The organism is Streptomyces griseosporeus, assembly GCF_014656055.1.
Taxonomy (GTDB): Bacteria; Actinomycetota; Actinomycetes; order Streptomycetales; family Streptomycetaceae; genus Streptomyces; species Streptomyces griseosporeus.
This window is the reverse complement of sequence record NZ_BNBR01000005.1, coordinates 189078-203168: the sequence shown is the minus strand read 5'-3', so window position 1 is coordinate 203168 and position 14091 is coordinate 189078. Positions and strand designations below refer to the sequence as shown.

Genomic DNA, 14091 nt, shown 5'->3' with positions numbered 1-14091 from the left:
ATGGGTGTTTCACGTGAAACATCTGGACGCGGAGCATCTGCGTGTTTCACGTGAAACGAGGGCCGCCGCACCGACTTCGGTGCGGCGGCCCTCGGCGTATTCCCAGCCTCGTACGGCAGGATGTGCCCCATGCCCAGTGCAGAATCGACGCCGATGCGCGTGCAGGAGTCCGAACCGGTGCGGCCCACCACGGACGATGCGGTGGCCGCGGCCGGCAGTGAGCTGATCGGTGGTCCCCTCGGGCGGCGCGCCCTGACCGGGACGTCGTGGTGGACGCCCGTGCGGATCATTGCGCTCGTGGCGATCGGCGTGTTCGCTCTCGGGCTGGTCCAGAAGGCGCCCTGCTACAACGGCGCCTGGTTCTTCGGCGCCAGCTCCCAGTACACGCACGCCTGCTACTCGGACATCCCGCACCTGTACCAGGGGCGTGGCTTCGCCGACGGGCTCGTGCCGTACTTCGACAAGCTGCCCGGCGACATGGACTACCTCGAGTACCCGGTGCTGACCGGTGTGTTCATGGAGGTGGCCGCCTGGCTGACCCCCGACGGCGGCAGCATCCAGCACCAGGAGAAGTGGTACTGGATGGCCAACGCCGGGATGCTGATGGCCTGCGCGGCCGTCATCGCGGTCTGTGTCACCCGCACGCACGCCCGGCGCCCCTGGGACGGTCTGCTGGTCGCCCTTGCGCCTGCCTTCGCGCTCACCGCCACCATCAACTGGGACCTGCTGGCGGTCGCCCTGACGGCCGCGGCGATGCTGATGTGGGCCCGCGGCCGCTCGCTCGCCTTCGGCGTCCTGCTGGGCCTGGCCACGGCCGCCAAGCTCTATCCCGTCTTCCTGCTCGGCCCGCTGCTCGTGCTGTGCTGGCGTGCGGGCAAGTGGCGGGACTTCGGCAAGGCGGTCGCCGGCGCGGCCGTGGCGTGGCTCGTGGTGAACCTGCCCGTGATGCTCTTCGCGTTCGAGGGCTGGTCGAAGTTCTACCGCTTCAGCCAGGAACGGGGCGTCGACTTCGGCTCCTTCTGGCTGATCCTCGCCCAGAACTCCAGCGACCCGCTCACCACGGACACCGTCAACACCCTCGCCACACTGCTGATGCTGCTGTGCTGCGTGGGCATCGCCGTCCTCACGTTCACCGCGCCGCGCCGGCCGCGCTTCGCCCAGCTGGCCTTCCTGATCGTGGCGGCGTTCATCCTCACCAACAAGGTCTACTCGCCGCAGTACGTGCTGTGGATGGTCCCGCTGGCCGTGCTCGCCCGGCCCAAGTGGCGGGACTTCCTGATCTGGCAGGCCTGTGAGGTGGCGTACTTCCTCGGGATCTGGATGTACCTCGCCTACACGACCAGCGGCGACGCCCACAAGGGACTGCCGACCGACGGCTACCACTGGGCGATCGGCGTGCATCTGCTGGGCACGCTGTACCTGTGCGCGGTCGTGGTGCGCGACATCCTCATGCCGGAGCGGGACGTGGTCCGCCGGGCCGGGGACGACGACCCCTCGGGCGGTGTCCTCGACGGAGCGGAGGACAGGTTCGTGCTCGGTGCCGCGGCCCATCCGCCCCGGCACGCGGCCCATTACGAGGGCCCCCAGGTGGAATGGGGCGGCCAGGAGAAGGGCACGCTGCCGGACACCGGCACATCGAGCGGCCGTTCGCTCTGAGCGAACAGCGTCCGTGGCGTCGTAGAAGCCCGACGCAGAAGGCCGTACCCGGAGGTCTCCGAGTACGGCCTTCGCGCTGTGCGGCGTCCGCTCAGCGGTCCACGATCCGGTCGAACTGCGTGGTGGTGTGCCGCAAATGGGCCACCAGCTCGTCGCCGACCTTCGGCTCCTCGGCGTCGGACGGCACGAACAGGATCGACACCTGCATGTGCGGCGGCTCGGCGAACCAGCGCTGCTTGCCCGCCCAGACGAACGGCGACAGGTTCCGGTTCACCGTCGCGAGGCCGGCGCGGGCGACGCCCTTGGCGCGCGGCATGACGCCGTGCATCGCCTTCGGGGCCTCCAGGCCCACCCCGTGCGACGTACCGCCCGCCACGACCACCAGGAAGCCGTCGGAGGCCGCCTTCTGCTGCCGGTAGCCGAACCGGTCGCCCTTGGAGACGCGCGTGACGTCCAGGACGGCACCGCGGTACTCGGTGGCCTCGTGGTCGCCGAGCCACAGCCGGGTGCCGATCCGGGCGCGGAAGCGGGTCTGCGGGAACTGCTGCTGGAGCCGGTGGAGTTCCTCGGCCTTGAGGTGGCTGACGAACATCGTGTGCAGCGGCAGCCGGGCGGCCCGCAGCCGGTCCATCCAGCCGATGACCTCCTCGACGGCGTCCGAGCCGTCGGTGCGGTCCAGCGGCAGGTGGATGGCGAAGCCCTCCAGGCGCACGTTCTCTATGGCGGCGTGCAGCTGCGCCAGGTCCTGCTCGCTGATGCCGTGCCGCTTCATCGAGGACATCACCTCGATGACCACACGGGCACCGACCAGGCCGTACACGCCGTCGATCGACGACACCGAGCGGATGACCCGGTCCGGCAGCGGCACCGGCTCCTCGCCGCGCCGGTACGGCGTCAGCACCAGCAGGTCGCCGCCGAAGTAGTCCTTGATCCGGGCGGCCTCGTACGTCGTGCCGACGGCGAGCAGGTCCGCACCCAGCCGCGTGGCCTCCTCGGCCAGCCGCTCGTGCCCGAAGCCGTAGCCGTTGCCCTTGCAGACCGGGACGAGCCCGGGGAACTGCTCCTGCACGTGCTTGTGGTGCGCCCGCCAGCGCGCGGTGTCGACGTAGAGCGTGAGCGCCATGGCCGGACCTGGAACCTTTCTGGTCTTAGCGGTCTAGGGAGGTGAGGGAGTGCGACGGCTCAGCGACGCGACATGTAGATGTCGAGCGCCTTGTGCAGCAGCTTGTTCAGCGGGAAGTCCCACTCGCCGAGGTACTCGGCCGCCTGCCCGCCGGTGCCGACCTTGAACTGGATCAGGCCGAAGAGGTGGTCGGTCTCGTCCAGCGAGTCGGAGATGCCGCGCAGGTCGTAGACGGTGGCGCCGAGCGCGTACGCGTCGCGCAGCATCGTCCACTGCATGGCGTTCGACGGGCGGACCTCACGGCCGATGTTGTCGGAGGCGCCGTAGGAGTACCAGACGTGGCCGCCGACGACCAGCATCGTCGCCGCGGCGAGGTTCACGCCGTTGTGCCGTGCGAAGTACAGCCGCATGCGGTTGGGGTCCTCGCTGTTGAGGGCCGTCCACATGCGCTGGAAGTACGACAGCGGGCGGGGCCGGAAGTGGTCGCGCACGGCCGTGATCTCGTACAGCCGCTGCCACTCCTCCAGGTCGTGGTAGCCGCCCTGGACGACCTCGACGCCGGCCTTCTCGGCCTTCTTGATGTTGCGCCGCCACAGCTGGTTGAAGTTCTTGTGGACCTCTTCCAGGGACCGGTTGGCGAGCGGCACCTGGAAGACGTAGCGCGGCTGCACGTCGCCGAAGCCGGCGCCGCCGTCCTCGCCCTGCTGCCAGCCCATACGGCGCAGCTTGTCGGACACCTCGAAGGCGCGCGGCTCGATGAAGTCGGCCTCCAGGTCGCGCAGGCGCTTCACGTCCTGGTCCTGGATGCCCTTCTTGATGGTGTCGGCGTTCCAGCGCCGGATGATCACCGGCGGGCCCATCTTCACGGAGAAGGCGCCCTGCTGCTTCAGGTGCGCCAGCATCGGCTCGATCCATTCCTGCAGATTCGGCGCGAACCAGTTGATGACCGGGCCCTCGGGCAGGTAGGCGAGGTAGCGCTTGATCTTCGGCAGCTGCCGGTAGAGGACCAGGCCCACGCCGACCAGCTGGCCGGACTTGTCGAACCATCCGAGGTTCTCCGAACGCCACTCCGCCTTGACGTCCGCCCAGGCCGGGACCTGCATGTGACTCGCCGACGGCAGGCTCTGGATGTAGGCCAGATGCTGCTCACGGCTGATGGTCCTCAGGGTCAGACTCATGTCGGGGCGCTCCTCGGGCTGGTGTGTCCCCATGGGTTCAGGGGCTCCGGCTCTCGCGCCGAAGCCTACTGCGCCGTGCGCGCGCCCCGACTGGGCGGACGGAACCTTCGCCCGGTCGCCGGGCGGCCGGGCGGGTTCCGGTGGGGTCCGGGGGAGGTCATGGTGGGCCGCCCGGGGGACCCCGGTGAGGTCCTGGTGGGGTCTTCGTGGGGTGCTGGTGGGGCCCTGGTGGGTCAGAAGAGCCCGCCGAAGAGGCCGCCGTGCGCCATGCCCAGGAAGAAGCCGACCCCTGAGGCACCGAGGCCCAGAATGAGGCCGAAGCGTTCGCGGGTCGTCTCCGAGATCCACTGGCCGTACGCACCCGTGAGGATGCCCACCAGCCCCGTCCAGGAGCTGAGCAGGTGCAGGCTGTGGAACATCGCGGTGACGAAGGACGTGATGCCCAGCACCAGGGTCACCGCGAGCAGGGCGTCCTGGAGGGGATGGGGCTTGCCGTCCGTGGCGAAGAGGCCTCCGGCGGTGTTGGGTCGCAATGCCTGTGCCATAGGGCACCTCCTGCGGAAGGCGGCGCATCGTAGCGCCATACACACCCGATGTGTACAGATTGACGGTCCTGGGGGCCGGATTTCAACCGGAAGCCGGTGTGCGGGTACTCTGTACCGTCTGCACCGGTGTCTGCCCAGGCCACGGAGGGGGATCCCGACGGGAATCCCCGCGGAGCCCCCCGATTGTCAGTGGTGGCCGATACCGTTGCGTACGCATCACAACCCTCCTGCCACGGAACGACCGTGGCCGCTGAGTCCAAAGGAGGTGGGTTCCACATGCGTCACTACGAGGTGATGGTCATCCTCGACCCCGATCTGGAGGAGCGCGCTGTCGCCCCCCTGATCGAGAACTTCCTCTCCGTCGTCCGTGAGGGCAACGGCAAGGTGGAGAAGGTCGACACCTGGGGCCGTCGTCGTCTCGCGTACGAGATCAAGAAGAAGCCCGAGGGCATCTACTCGGTCATCGACCTGCAGGCCGAGCCTGCGGTCGTCAAGGAGCTCGACCGCCAGATGAACCTGAACGAGTCGGTCCTCCGGACCAAGGTCCTCCGTCCCGAGACCCACTGAGCTTCCCCGCTCAGCTGATCTCGGGTCTCGAGTAGCAGCACCACCAGCAGCCAGCAGCAAACCCGCCGAGAGGTTCCCCCATGGCAGGCGAGACCGTCATCACGGTCATCGGCAATCTTGTCGACGACCCCGAGCTGCGCTTCACCCCTTCCGGTGCGGCGGTCGCGAAGTTCCGTATCGCGTCCACTCCCCGCACCTTCGACCGTCAGACCAACGAGTGGAAGGACGGCGAGAGCCTGTTCCTGACCTGCTCGGTCTGGCGTCAGGCGGCGGAGAACGTCGCCGAGTCGCTCCAGCGAGGCATGCGCGTCATCGTGCAGGGCCGGCTGAAGCAGCGGTCCTACGAGGACCGTGAGGGCGTCAAGCGCACGGTCTACGAGCTGGACGTCGAGGAAGTCGGCCCCAGCCTGCGCAATGCCACGGCCAAGGTCACCAAGACCGCCGGTCGCGGCGGCCAGGGTGGCTACAGCGGCGGTGGCGGTGGCGGCCAGCAGGGCGGCGGCTGGGGTGGCGGCCCCGGCGGTGCCCCGCAGGGCGGCGGCGCTCCCGCCGACGACCCCTGGGCGACCGGCGCTCCCGCCGGTGGCAACCAGGGCGGCGGCTGGGGCGGTGGCTCCGGCGGCAGCGGCGGTGGCGGCGGCTACTCGGACGAGCCCCCCTTCTAGGCCCACCGGCCCGGTGTTCCGGGCCCGGCACGGTCGAGGGCGGGTCGTACCCAAACTTCTTGATCACACAGGAGAATCACCATGGCGAAGCCGCCTGTGCGCAAGCCGAAGAAGAAGGTCTGCGCTTTCTGCAAGGACAAGGTCACGTACGTGGACTACAAGGACACGAACATGCTGCGGAAGTTCATTTCCGACCGCGGCAAGATCCGTGCCCGCCGCGTGACCGGCAACTGCACGCAGCACCAGCGTGACGTCGCCACGGCCGTCAAGAACAGCCGTGAGATGGCGCTGCTGCCCTACACGTCCACCGCGCGCTAAGGGAAGGGTGACCGACTCATGAAGATCATCCTCACCCACGAGGTCTCCGGCCTCGGTGCCGCGGGCGACGTCGTCGACGTCAAGGACGGCTACGCTCGCAACTACCTGATCCCGCGGAACTTCGCGATCCGTTGGACCAAGGGTGGCGAGAAGGACGTCGAGCAGATCCGTCGTGCTCGCAAGATCCACGAGATCCAGACCATCGAGCAGGCCAACCAGATCAAGGCCCAGCTCGAGGGTGTGAAGGTCCGTCTGGCCGTTCGCTCCGGCGACGCCGGCCGTCTCTTCGGTTCCGTCACCCCGGCCGACGTCGCTTCCGCGATCAAGGCCGCCGGCGGTCCCGAGGTCGACAAGCGCCGCATCGAGCTCGGCGCGCCGATCAAGACCCTGGGCGCCCACGAGACGTCCGTGCGTCTGCACCCCGAGGTTGCCGCCAAGGTCAACATCGAGGTCGTCGCGGCCTGACCGCCGCGTGATCGCTGCGCTCGCTTGAGCCAGTGAAAGGGGCCGCATCCTTCCGGGATGCGGCCCCTTTTCGTGTCAGCTTCCTGTGCCCGCGTCGTGTTTCACGTGAAACGGTCAGCGGGTCGCCCGTGAGGAACGGTCAGCGCGTCGCCCCCGTGACCAGCCACCGGCCCGAGCGGCTGCGCAGCCACAGCGTCACCATCCGTACGAGCATCATCAGCGTCATGGCGGCCCACAGGGCGGTCAGCCCGCCGCCCAGCGTCGGCACGAGCAGGGCGACCGGGGTGAAGACGGCCAGCGTGATCAGCATCGCCCACGCGAGGTACGGCCCGTCGCCCGCGCCCATGAGGACGCCGTCGAGGACGAAGACGATGCCGGAGACCGGCTGGGAGAGCGCCACGATGACCAGGGCGGGCAGTGCCGCGTCCGTCACCGCGGAGTCACTCGTGAACAGCGGCAGGAACAGCGGCCGGGCGAGGACGACGAGGACGCCCAGGACGACGCCGACGGCGACGCCCCACTCCACCATGCGGCGGCAGGCGTCTCGGGCGCCCTGCGTGTCACCGGCCCCCAGGTACCGTCCGATGATCGCCTGTCCCGCGATGGCGATGGCGTCGAGGGCGAAGGCCAGCAGGCTCCACAGCGACAGGATGATCTGGTGGGCGGCGATGTCGGCGTCACCGAGCCGGGCGGCGACGGCCGTGGCGATCATCAGGATGGCCCGCAGGGAGAGCGTGCGGACCAGGAGCGGTACGCCGGCCTGTGCGGAGGCGCGTATCCCCGCGGCGTCGGGGCGCAGCGAGGCGCCGTGCCGACGGGCGCCGCGTACGACCACCGTGAGGTAGACGGCGGCCATGCCGCACTGGGCGATGACCGTGCCCCAGGCCGAGCCCGCGATGCCCAGGTCGGCGCCGTAGACGAGGACGGCATTGAGCGCGGCGTTGGCGACGAAGCCCGCGATCGCGACGTAGAGCGGTGTCCTCGTGTCCTGGAGTCCGCGCAGGACGCCGGTCGCCGCGAGCACGACGAGCATGGCCGGGATGCCGAGCGAGGAGATCCGCAGATAGGTGGTGGCGTACGGAGCCGCTGTGGAGGACGCGCCGAAGAGGTCGACGATGCCGGGGGCGGCGGGCAGGGTGACGGCGATGACGGCGGCGCCCAGCAGCAGGGCGAGCCAGATGCCGTCCATGCCCTGGCGGATCGCGGCCGGGAGATCGCCGGCGCCGACGCGGCGGGCGACGGCCGCCGTGGTGGCGTAGGCGAGGAAGACGAAGACGCTGACGGCGGTCGTCAGCAGGGCGGAGGCGACGCCGAGCCCGGCGAGCTGGGCGGTGCCGAGATGGCCGACGATCGCACTGTCGGCCATGACGAAGAGCGGCTCGGCGACGAGCGCGCCGAAGGCCGGGACGGCCAGCGCGACGATCTCGCGGTCGTGCCGTCGCCGGGCAGCTTTGGGGGTCGCGGGAGCCTGTGTCATGAGCACCAATCTATCCATCCACAGGTAAGACGTGCAACTGCTAAGTGACCCTTACTTCGCCTCTGTGTGCGTGTCCTTGTGCACAGTGCTCGAAGTGATCTTGAGCCGACCGGGAAACTTTTTCTTCTGCACAGCCGGTGGATGTTGAAAGCGCAGGTCAGCGGCGCTTTCTCAGGAGGCGAGCGAGCTTGTTCACAGCGCTGTCCACCGGGTCGTGCACAGGTTTTGCGGAGTTCTCCACAGCATCCGGGCCGTCGTCCACATGCCCTGTGGATAACCAGATTGGCTGACGGTGCCCGCGGGCCTACCGTGGTCCGGCGCCCGCTCCGTGCGCCGGTTTTCCAAACGTCGCAAAACCGGCGCGGCCGAACCGGAGTTGGGCCTCTCATTTGTCAGTGCCGTGCCGTAGAAAAGAGGGGCGCGGCGAGGTCCGCTCGGCGGACGGGAGGAGGTGGCTCGGTGAGCATTTCCGAGCCCTTGGACGACCCGTGGGCCGACAGCGGTCCCAGCGATCGTCTGCCCGCTTCCCGCCGGCGCGGCGACGGCGGCCGGGGCCGCGACGAGCAGCACGACCGCGGCCGGGAGAGCGGCGCATGGGACGGCGGAGGGTCCGCCTTCGAGCGTGTCCCGCCGCAGGACCTCGAAGCCGAGCAGTCGGTCCTCGGCGGCATGCTGCTGTCCAAGGACGCCATCGCCGACGTCGTAGAGATCCTCAAGGACCACGACTTCTACAAGCCCGCCCACGAGACGATCTTCCAGGCGATCCTCGACGTCTACGCCAAGGGCGAGCCGGCCGACCCCATCACGATCGCCGCCGAGCTGACCAAGCGAGGCGAGATCAACAAGGTCGGCGGCGCCGCGTATCTGCACACCCTCGTCCAGACCGTGCCGACCGCCGCCAACGCCGAGTACTACGCGGAGATCGTGCACGAGCGCGCGGTCCTGCGCCGGCTGGTCGAGGCGGGCACGCGTATCACGCAGATGGGATACGCCGCCGACGACGACGTCGACGAGATCGTCAACCGCGCCCAGGCGGAGATCTACGCCGTCACCGAGCAGCGCACCAGCGAGGACTACCTGCCGCTCGGCGACATCATGGAGGGCGCCCTCGACGAGATCGAGGCGATCGGCTCGCGCAGCGGCGAGATGACCGGCGTGCCCACCGGCTTCACCGACTTCGACTCCCTCACCAACGGCCTGCACCCCGGCCAGATGATCGTCATCGCCGCCCGCCCCGCGATGGGCAAGTCGACGCTCGCGCTGGACTTCGCGCGAGCCGCGGCGATCAAGCACAACCTGCCGAGCGTCATCTTCTCGCTGGAGATGGGCCGCAACGAGATCGCGATGCGTCTGCTGTCCGCCGAGGCCCGCGTCGCCCTGCACCACATGCGCTCGGGCACGATGACCGACGAGGACTGGACGCGTCTGGCCCGCCGGATGCCGGACGTCTCCGCCGCCCCCCTCTACATCGACGACTCCCCGAACCTGTCGATGATGGAGATCCGCGCCAAGTGCCGCCGTCTGAAGCAGCGCAACGACCTGCGGCTCGTCGTCATCGACTACCTCCAGCTGATGCAGTCCGGCGGCTCCAAGCGCGCCGAGAGCCGCCAGCAGGAGGTCTCGGACATGTCCCGAAACCTCAAGCTGCTCGCCAAGGAGCTGGAGCTCCCGGTCATCGCGCTCTCCCAGCTCAACCGTGGCCCCGAGCAGCGCACGGACAAGAAGCCGATGGTCTCGGACCTGCGTGAGTCCGGCTCCATCGAGCAGGACGCCGACATGGTCATCCTGCTGCACCGCGAGGACGCCTACGAGAAGGAGTCACCGCGCGCGGGCGAGGCCGACCTGATCGTGGCCAAGCACCGAAACGGCCCGACGGCCACGATCACCGTGGCCTTCCAGGGCCACTACTCCCGATTCGTGGACATGGCGCAGACCTGACGCCCGGGCCGGTGGCCGAGCGGCCACCGCCGCGGCCGCGGCGGGCGGAATGCGCTCGACGCGCGGGCACGGACCAGGGTGGACTGGGCCCATGACGACTTCTCAGCAAGAGCTGCTTCCCGCCACCCGCCGTGCGCTGCTGCACCGAGTCGCCGTGGCCCAGAGCGAAGGGCGCACCCCGTCGCTGGCGGCGGCCGTCGTACGGGGCGGGCAGCGGGTGTGGGACGGTGCGCGGACGTCGGTGGAGGGGCACGCCCCGGACGAGAACACGCAGTACCGGATCGGTTCGATCACCAAGACCTTCACCGCCGTGCTCGTGCTGCGACTGCGCGACGAGGGGCTGATCGACCTCGGCGATCCGCTGAAGAAGCATCTGCCGGGCACCGGCGCGGGGGAGGCGACCATCGCCGACCTGCTCGCGCACACCGGTGGTCTGGCGGCGGAGTCGACGGGACCGTGGTGGGAGCGCACACCCGGCACGCTCCGCCCCGAGCTGGCGGACGTCCTGGGTGAACAGCCGCACCGGCATCCGGTCGGCCGCCGGTTCCACTACTCGAACACCGGCTACACCCTGCTGGGAGCCCTCGTCGAGGAGCTGCGCGGCGCGCCCTGGGAGGAGGTACTTCGGCGAGAAGTGCTCGAACCCCTGGGCTTGGAACGCACGAGCGTGCGACCGCAGGCGCCGCACGCGGGTGGCTGGGCGGTGCACCCGTGGGCCGATGTGATGCTGCCGGAGCCCACCGAGGACTACGGGCGGATGGAGCCGGCCGGTCAGCTCTGGTCGACCACCGGTGACCTGGCACGCTTCGCCGCCTTCCTGGCCCGGGGGGACGACCGGGTGCTGAGTGAGCGGAGCGTTCGGGAGATGCGGACGCCGGCGGCACCCGCCGAGGCCGCGGACCTCGGCGACGGCGCGACCTACGGCCTCGGGATGCAGATCCTGCACCGCGACGGGCGCCTGCTCGTCGGCCACAGCGGTTCGGTGCCGGGTTTCCTGGCGGGCCTGATCATCGGTGTGGAGGACGATGTCGCGGCGGTGGTGCTGACCAACTGCACCTCCGGATGCCCGGTGTTCACGGTCGCCGCCGATCTGGTGCGGATCGTCGCCGATGCCGAGCCCCGTATCCCCGAGCCGTGGCGGCCGCTGCGGGACGTCGATCCGGCCACGCTGGAGCTGGCGGGCCCCTGGTACTGGGGCACGAACGGGTTCGCTCTGCGCCTGACCGCCGACGGTCTGTTCTCCCTGGAACCGCTGTCCGGTACCGGCCGGCGGACGCGGCTGCAGCCCAACGGCGACGGCACCTGGACGGGGCTGGAGGGCTACTTCGCCGGCGAGCTGCTGCGAGTCGTCCGGCGTGACGACGGGACCGTGGACCACCTCGACCTGGGCACCTTCGTCTTCACACGGGAGCCCTACGACGACCGGGCCGCGGTACCCGGCGGCGTGGACCCTGCGGGATGGCGGGGCATCGGATAGACCGCAGGACGGCAGGGGCTGTTTCACGTGAAACAGCCCCTTCGGACGTGATCAGAACGGGGCGCCGTCAGAGCGAGAGTTTGAAGCCGAGGTGCGAGGCCTCGAAGCCAAGACGCTCGTAGAACCGGTGGGCGTCGGTGCGGGTCTTGTCCGAGGTCAGCTGCACCAGCCGGCAGCCCTCGCTACGGGAGGTCTCCACAGCCCACTCGATGAGCCGGGTGCCCAGCCCGCTGCCCCGCTCGTCGGCGTGGATCCGGACGCCCTCGATGATCGACCGGGTGGAGCCGCGCCGTGACAGCCCCGGGATGATCGTGAGCTGGAGGGTGCCGACGACGCGGTCCCCCCGTACCGCCACGACCAGGTGCTGGTGCGGATCACCGCTGAGCCGTTTCAGCGCCGTACGGTACGGCGTCAGGTCGTCCCGTGACTCGCGCTGCGCGCCGAGTGGGTCGTCCGCCAGCATGGCGACGATCGCCGGGATGTCGTCGTCGGTGGCCGGACGTATGACAAGGTCTCCCATGCCCGCACCCTATGCGGGCACCTTGCGGGCGGGCACGTCCAGGGACTCCACCACCCTGACGAGCGGGGCGAGTTCGGGGTCCTTGGCCGCTTCGTCCAGGGCTTCGCGCAACGCCCGGTCGTTGGTGGGCCGCGCCTCCTGGAGGAGCTTGAGGCCGGCCTCGGTGACGTTGGTGTAGATGCCGCGGCGGTCGGTGGGGCACAGGTACCGCTCCAGCAGACCGCGGTCCTCAAGGCGCGTGACGAGCCGGGTCGTGGCGCTCTGGCTCAGGACGACCGCGTCGGCGACCTGCTTCATCTGCAGGTGGCCGCCGTCACCGTCGTGCTGGCGGCTGAGCACGTCGAGCAGGGAGTACTCGCGCACGCTCAGGTCGTGTCCGGCCTGGAGGGCGCGTTCGATGTGCGCCTCGATCCTGCCGTGGAGCAGGGAGAGGGCGCACCAGCCCTGGGCGAGGGCGGTGAGCGCGGGGTCCGTCGCTGTCATGGCGTTTCCTTCGTCCCGGAGCGGCTGACATCCAGGGTAGAGCAGTCACGCAATAAACGGCGGTGGCATATAGCATGCGCGCGCAAGCAGCGCGGGTGTCAGACCGCCGCCACCGTCACCGGGGCGAACCGCCGCCGCCAGTCGCCGGGCAGTTCCGTGATGCCGTAGGCCATGACGGCGTTGTAGGCGACGGATTCCAGACCGCGGGATTTCGCCCAGCTCAGCAGCTCTTCGTGCCGTACGTCGATGTCGGTGCGCAGCGGCCGGTCGGTACGGGCGGCGAGCGAGGTCAGCAGTGCCTTCGCGGTGCGGGTGTCCCGGGCGATCAGCGGGCCGACGACATGGGTGTCCATGTTGGGCCAGGCGGCCGCGTAGCCGGTGACCCGGCCGTCCTCCTCGGCGATGTGCAGCAGGTCGGCGAAGGCGGGCAGCCGGGTGACGATGTGGGTGCGGTCGGTGCCGACGACCTCCTCGTCGAGGCGGAGGATCGCGGCCAGGTCCTCGGCGGTGGCGGCCCGGGTGGCCACGCCCGCCTCGCTGCCGTCCGGGGTGAAGTGCCCTCGGATCATCTCCGCCCGGCCGGTGACCTTGAAGCCCAGCTCCTCGTACAGCGGGCGGCCGTACGGGGTGGCGTGCAGGGTCAGGGGTGTGGGGCTCAGGTCGGCGAGGACCTGGCGCATCATGCGACGGCCGATGCCCTGGCGGGCGTACCGCTCGGCGACCAGCACCATCCCGATGGCGCCGAGGTCAGGCCGCTCCTGCGGGCCGTACCGGGTGACGACGCAGGCGCTGACCAGTCCGCCGGCCGGATCGTCGATGCCGTACCCCGTCCCTGAGGTGAGGAGGAATCCCCACTTGTGTTCCTCGCGCGGCCATCCTCGGTCTTCGGACAGGTCCGCGCAGGCGGTGAGATCGCGAAGCGTCAGACGGCGGATGGGCAGAGCGGCGGGGGAAGCAGTCGGCACGCAGGTCAGGCTGTCCGACGAGGACCCTCGGCGTCCACCTGTTTCCGGAGAGAGACACGTGCTTTTGGCCATGCCGTGGCCCTGCGCACACCCGGTGGCCAGGTACCGGACGTTTCACGTGAAACACCGGCCCGGGGGCGGTCAGCCCAAGGCGGAGGACGTTCAGCCGAGGTCGGGGGCGTGCATGGCGCGGACGCCCTCGATGTTGCCGTCCAGGTAGTGACGCAGCGAGAGGGGCACCAGGTGGACGGAGGCGATTCCGACGCGGGTGAACGGCACCCGGACGATCTCGTACTCGCCCGCCGGCTCGTCCACCTCGGGGCCGTGGCGCAGGGATGGGTCCATGGACTCCAGTCGGCAGACGAAGAAGTGCTGGACCTTGACGCCGGTCGCACCGCCGTCCTCACCGATGTGCTCGACGGTGTCGACGAAGCAGGGCACGACATCGGTGATCTTGGCGCCCAGTTCCTCGTACACCTCGCGGTGCAGGGCGTCGACGACGGTGGGATCTCCCGGCTCGACCCCGCCACCGGGCGTCACCCAGTAGGGATCCACTCCGGGCTTGGTGCGCTTGATCAGGATGAGGTCGTTGCCGTCCAGCAGAACGGCGCGCGCGGTGCGCTTGACCACGGGTCGGACGGTCATGGGAGAAATGTGGCCCCTCAGGTTCCACGTGAAACATCCCGGCATGTTCCACGTGAAACGTCGCGAAAG

At 69.7% G+C, this 14091-nt stretch carries 15 protein-coding genes; 7 read left to right on the top strand and 8 right to left on the bottom strand.

The annotated features are described in order from the left end of the window. The first annotated feature begins 129 nt into the window (after nucleotides 1-129). Nucleotides 130-1656 carry a glycosyltransferase family 87 protein gene (locus IE308_RS23955; protein WP_373314575.1) on the top strand — a complete coding sequence of 509 codons (1527 nt, stop codon included), beginning with the start codon at nucleotides 130-132 and terminating at the stop codon, nucleotides 1654-1656. Nucleotides 1657-1747: 91 nt separating this feature from the next. Here the strand turns inward: IE308_RS23955 and IE308_RS23950 are convergent, their stop codons facing one another. From IE308_RS23950 to IE308_RS23940, 3 genes are all read right to left on the bottom strand, one after another. Further along, complete coding sequence (locus tag IE308_RS23950; RefSeq protein WP_190219514.1) at nucleotides 1748-2779, bottom strand: alanine racemase; 1032 nt, start codon at nucleotides 2777-2779, stop codon at nucleotides 1748-1750. Between the two features lie 59 nt (nucleotides 2780-2838). Next, complete coding sequence (femX, locus tag IE308_RS23945) at nucleotides 2839-3957, bottom strand: peptidoglycan bridge formation glycyltransferase FemX (RefSeq protein ID WP_110629181.1); 1119 nt, start codon at nucleotides 3955-3957, stop codon at nucleotides 2839-2841. 233 nt (nucleotides 3958-4190) lie between these two features. Continuing rightward, entirely contained in the window at nucleotides 4191-4502 is a 312-nt protein-coding gene (locus IE308_RS23940) for a hypothetical protein (RefSeq protein WP_110629180.1), read from the bottom strand. Nucleotides 4503-4778: 276 nt separating this feature from the next. Here IE308_RS23940 and rpsF point away from each other — a divergent pair, with 276 nt between their 5' ends. From rpsF to rplI, 4 genes are all read left to right on the top strand, one after another. Next, nucleotides 4779-5069, top strand: coding sequence for a 30S ribosomal protein S6 (rpsF, locus tag IE308_RS23935; protein ID WP_003956532.1), 291 nt, complete (start codon nucleotides 4779-4781; stop codon nucleotides 5067-5069). Nucleotides 5070-5149: 80 nt separating this feature from the next. After that, the gene (locus IE308_RS23930) at nucleotides 5150-5734 is read left to right on the top strand and encodes a single-stranded DNA-binding protein (RefSeq protein WP_110629179.1); all 585 of its coding nucleotides are present in this window, start codon (nucleotides 5150-5152) and stop codon (nucleotides 5732-5734) included. Between the two features lie 81 nt (nucleotides 5735-5815). After that, complete coding sequence (gene rpsR / locus IE308_RS23925) at nucleotides 5816-6052, top strand: 30S ribosomal protein S18 (RefSeq protein WP_003949403.1); 237 nt, start codon at nucleotides 5816-5818, stop codon at nucleotides 6050-6052. Between the two features lie 18 nt (nucleotides 6053-6070). Continuing rightward, nucleotides 6071-6517 carry a 50S ribosomal protein L9 gene (gene rplI, locus IE308_RS23920; protein WP_110629178.1) on the top strand — a complete coding sequence of 149 codons (447 nt, stop codon included), beginning with the start codon at nucleotides 6071-6073 and terminating at the stop codon, nucleotides 6515-6517. A gap of 139 nt (nucleotides 6518-6656) precedes the next feature. Here the strand turns inward: rplI and IE308_RS23915 are convergent, their stop codons facing one another. After that, complete coding sequence (locus IE308_RS23915; protein ID WP_190219513.1) at nucleotides 6657-7994, bottom strand: MATE family efflux transporter; 1338 nt, start codon at nucleotides 7992-7994, stop codon at nucleotides 6657-6659. Nucleotides 7995-8453: 459 nt separating this feature from the next. Between IE308_RS23915 and dnaB the strand changes: the two genes are divergently transcribed. Continuing rightward, nucleotides 8454-9932, top strand: a complete 1479-nt coding sequence (gene dnaB / locus IE308_RS23910; RefSeq protein WP_190219512.1) for a replicative DNA helicase — start codon at nucleotides 8454-8456, stop codon at nucleotides 9930-9932. Nucleotides 9933-10023: 91 nt separating this feature from the next. Continuing rightward, on the top strand, nucleotides 10024-11409 hold the full coding sequence (locus IE308_RS23905; RefSeq protein WP_190219511.1) for a serine hydrolase domain-containing protein: 1386 nt from the start codon (nucleotides 10024-10026) through the stop codon (nucleotides 11407-11409). Between the two features lie 67 nt (nucleotides 11410-11476). On the opposite strand, the gene IE308_RS23900 is transcribed toward IE308_RS23905, so the two are convergent. From IE308_RS23900 to IE308_RS23885, 4 genes are all read right to left on the bottom strand, one after another. Continuing rightward, nucleotides 11477-11929, bottom strand: coding sequence for a GNAT family N-acetyltransferase (locus IE308_RS23900; RefSeq protein ID WP_190219510.1), 453 nt, complete (start codon nucleotides 11927-11929; stop codon nucleotides 11477-11479). Nucleotides 11930-11938: 9 nt separating this feature from the next. After that, nucleotides 11939-12412 (bottom strand): MarR family winged helix-turn-helix transcriptional regulator, encoded by a 474-nt coding sequence (locus tag IE308_RS23895; protein WP_190219509.1) that lies wholly within the window; start codon nucleotides 12410-12412, stop codon nucleotides 11939-11941. A 98-nt stretch (nucleotides 12413-12510) separates the two neighbouring features. Continuing rightward, on the bottom strand, nucleotides 12511-13377 hold the full coding sequence (locus IE308_RS23890; protein ID WP_190219508.1) for a GNAT family N-acetyltransferase: 867 nt from the start codon (nucleotides 13375-13377) through the stop codon (nucleotides 12511-12513). A gap of 162 nt (nucleotides 13378-13539) precedes the next feature. Then, the gene (locus IE308_RS23885) at nucleotides 13540-14022 is read right to left on the bottom strand and encodes an NUDIX domain-containing protein (protein ID WP_110629171.1); all 483 of its coding nucleotides are present in this window, start codon (nucleotides 14020-14022) and stop codon (nucleotides 13540-13542) included. Nucleotides 14023-14091: the final 69 nt, after the last annotated feature.

Coding starts and splice junctions, on each gene's coding strand:
- IE308_RS23905 (WP_190219511.1), top strand. CDS start 10,024: ATGACGACTTCTCAGCAAGAGCTGCTTCCCGCCACCCGCCGTGCGCTG.
- IE308_RS23885 (WP_110629171.1), bottom strand. CDS start 14,022: ATGACCGTCCGACCCGTGGTCAAGCGCACCGCGCGCGCCGTTCTGCTG.
- IE308_RS23955 (WP_373314575.1), top strand. CDS start 130: ATGCCCAGTGCAGAATCGACGCCGATGCGCGTGCAGGAGTCCGAACCG.
- IE308_RS23915 (WP_190219513.1), bottom strand. CDS start 7,994: ATGACACAGGCTCCCGCGACCCCCAAAGCTGCCCGGCGACGGCACGAC.
- IE308_RS23930 (WP_110629179.1), top strand. CDS start 5,150: ATGGCAGGCGAGACCGTCATCACGGTCATCGGCAATCTTGTCGACGAC.
- IE308_RS23950 (WP_190219514.1), bottom strand. CDS start 2,779: ATGGCGCTCACGCTCTACGTCGACACCGCGCGCTGGCGGGCGCACCAC.
- femX (WP_110629181.1), bottom strand. CDS start 3,957: ATGAGTCTGACCCTGAGGACCATCAGCCGTGAGCAGCATCTGGCCTAC.
- IE308_RS23900 (WP_190219510.1), bottom strand. CDS start 11,929: ATGGGAGACCTTGTCATACGTCCGGCCACCGACGACGACATCCCGGCG.
- IE308_RS23940 (WP_110629180.1), bottom strand. CDS start 4,502: ATGGCACAGGCATTGCGACCCAACACCGCCGGAGGCCTCTTCGCCACG.
- IE308_RS23895 (WP_190219509.1), bottom strand. CDS start 12,412: ATGACAGCGACGGACCCCGCGCTCACCGCCCTCGCCCAGGGCTGGTGC.
- rpsR (WP_003949403.1), top strand. CDS start 5,816: ATGGCGAAGCCGCCTGTGCGCAAGCCGAAGAAGAAGGTCTGCGCTTTC.
- rpsF (WP_003956532.1), top strand. CDS start 4,779: ATGCGTCACTACGAGGTGATGGTCATCCTCGACCCCGATCTGGAGGAG.
- rplI (WP_110629178.1), top strand. CDS start 6,071: ATGAAGATCATCCTCACCCACGAGGTCTCCGGCCTCGGTGCCGCGGGC.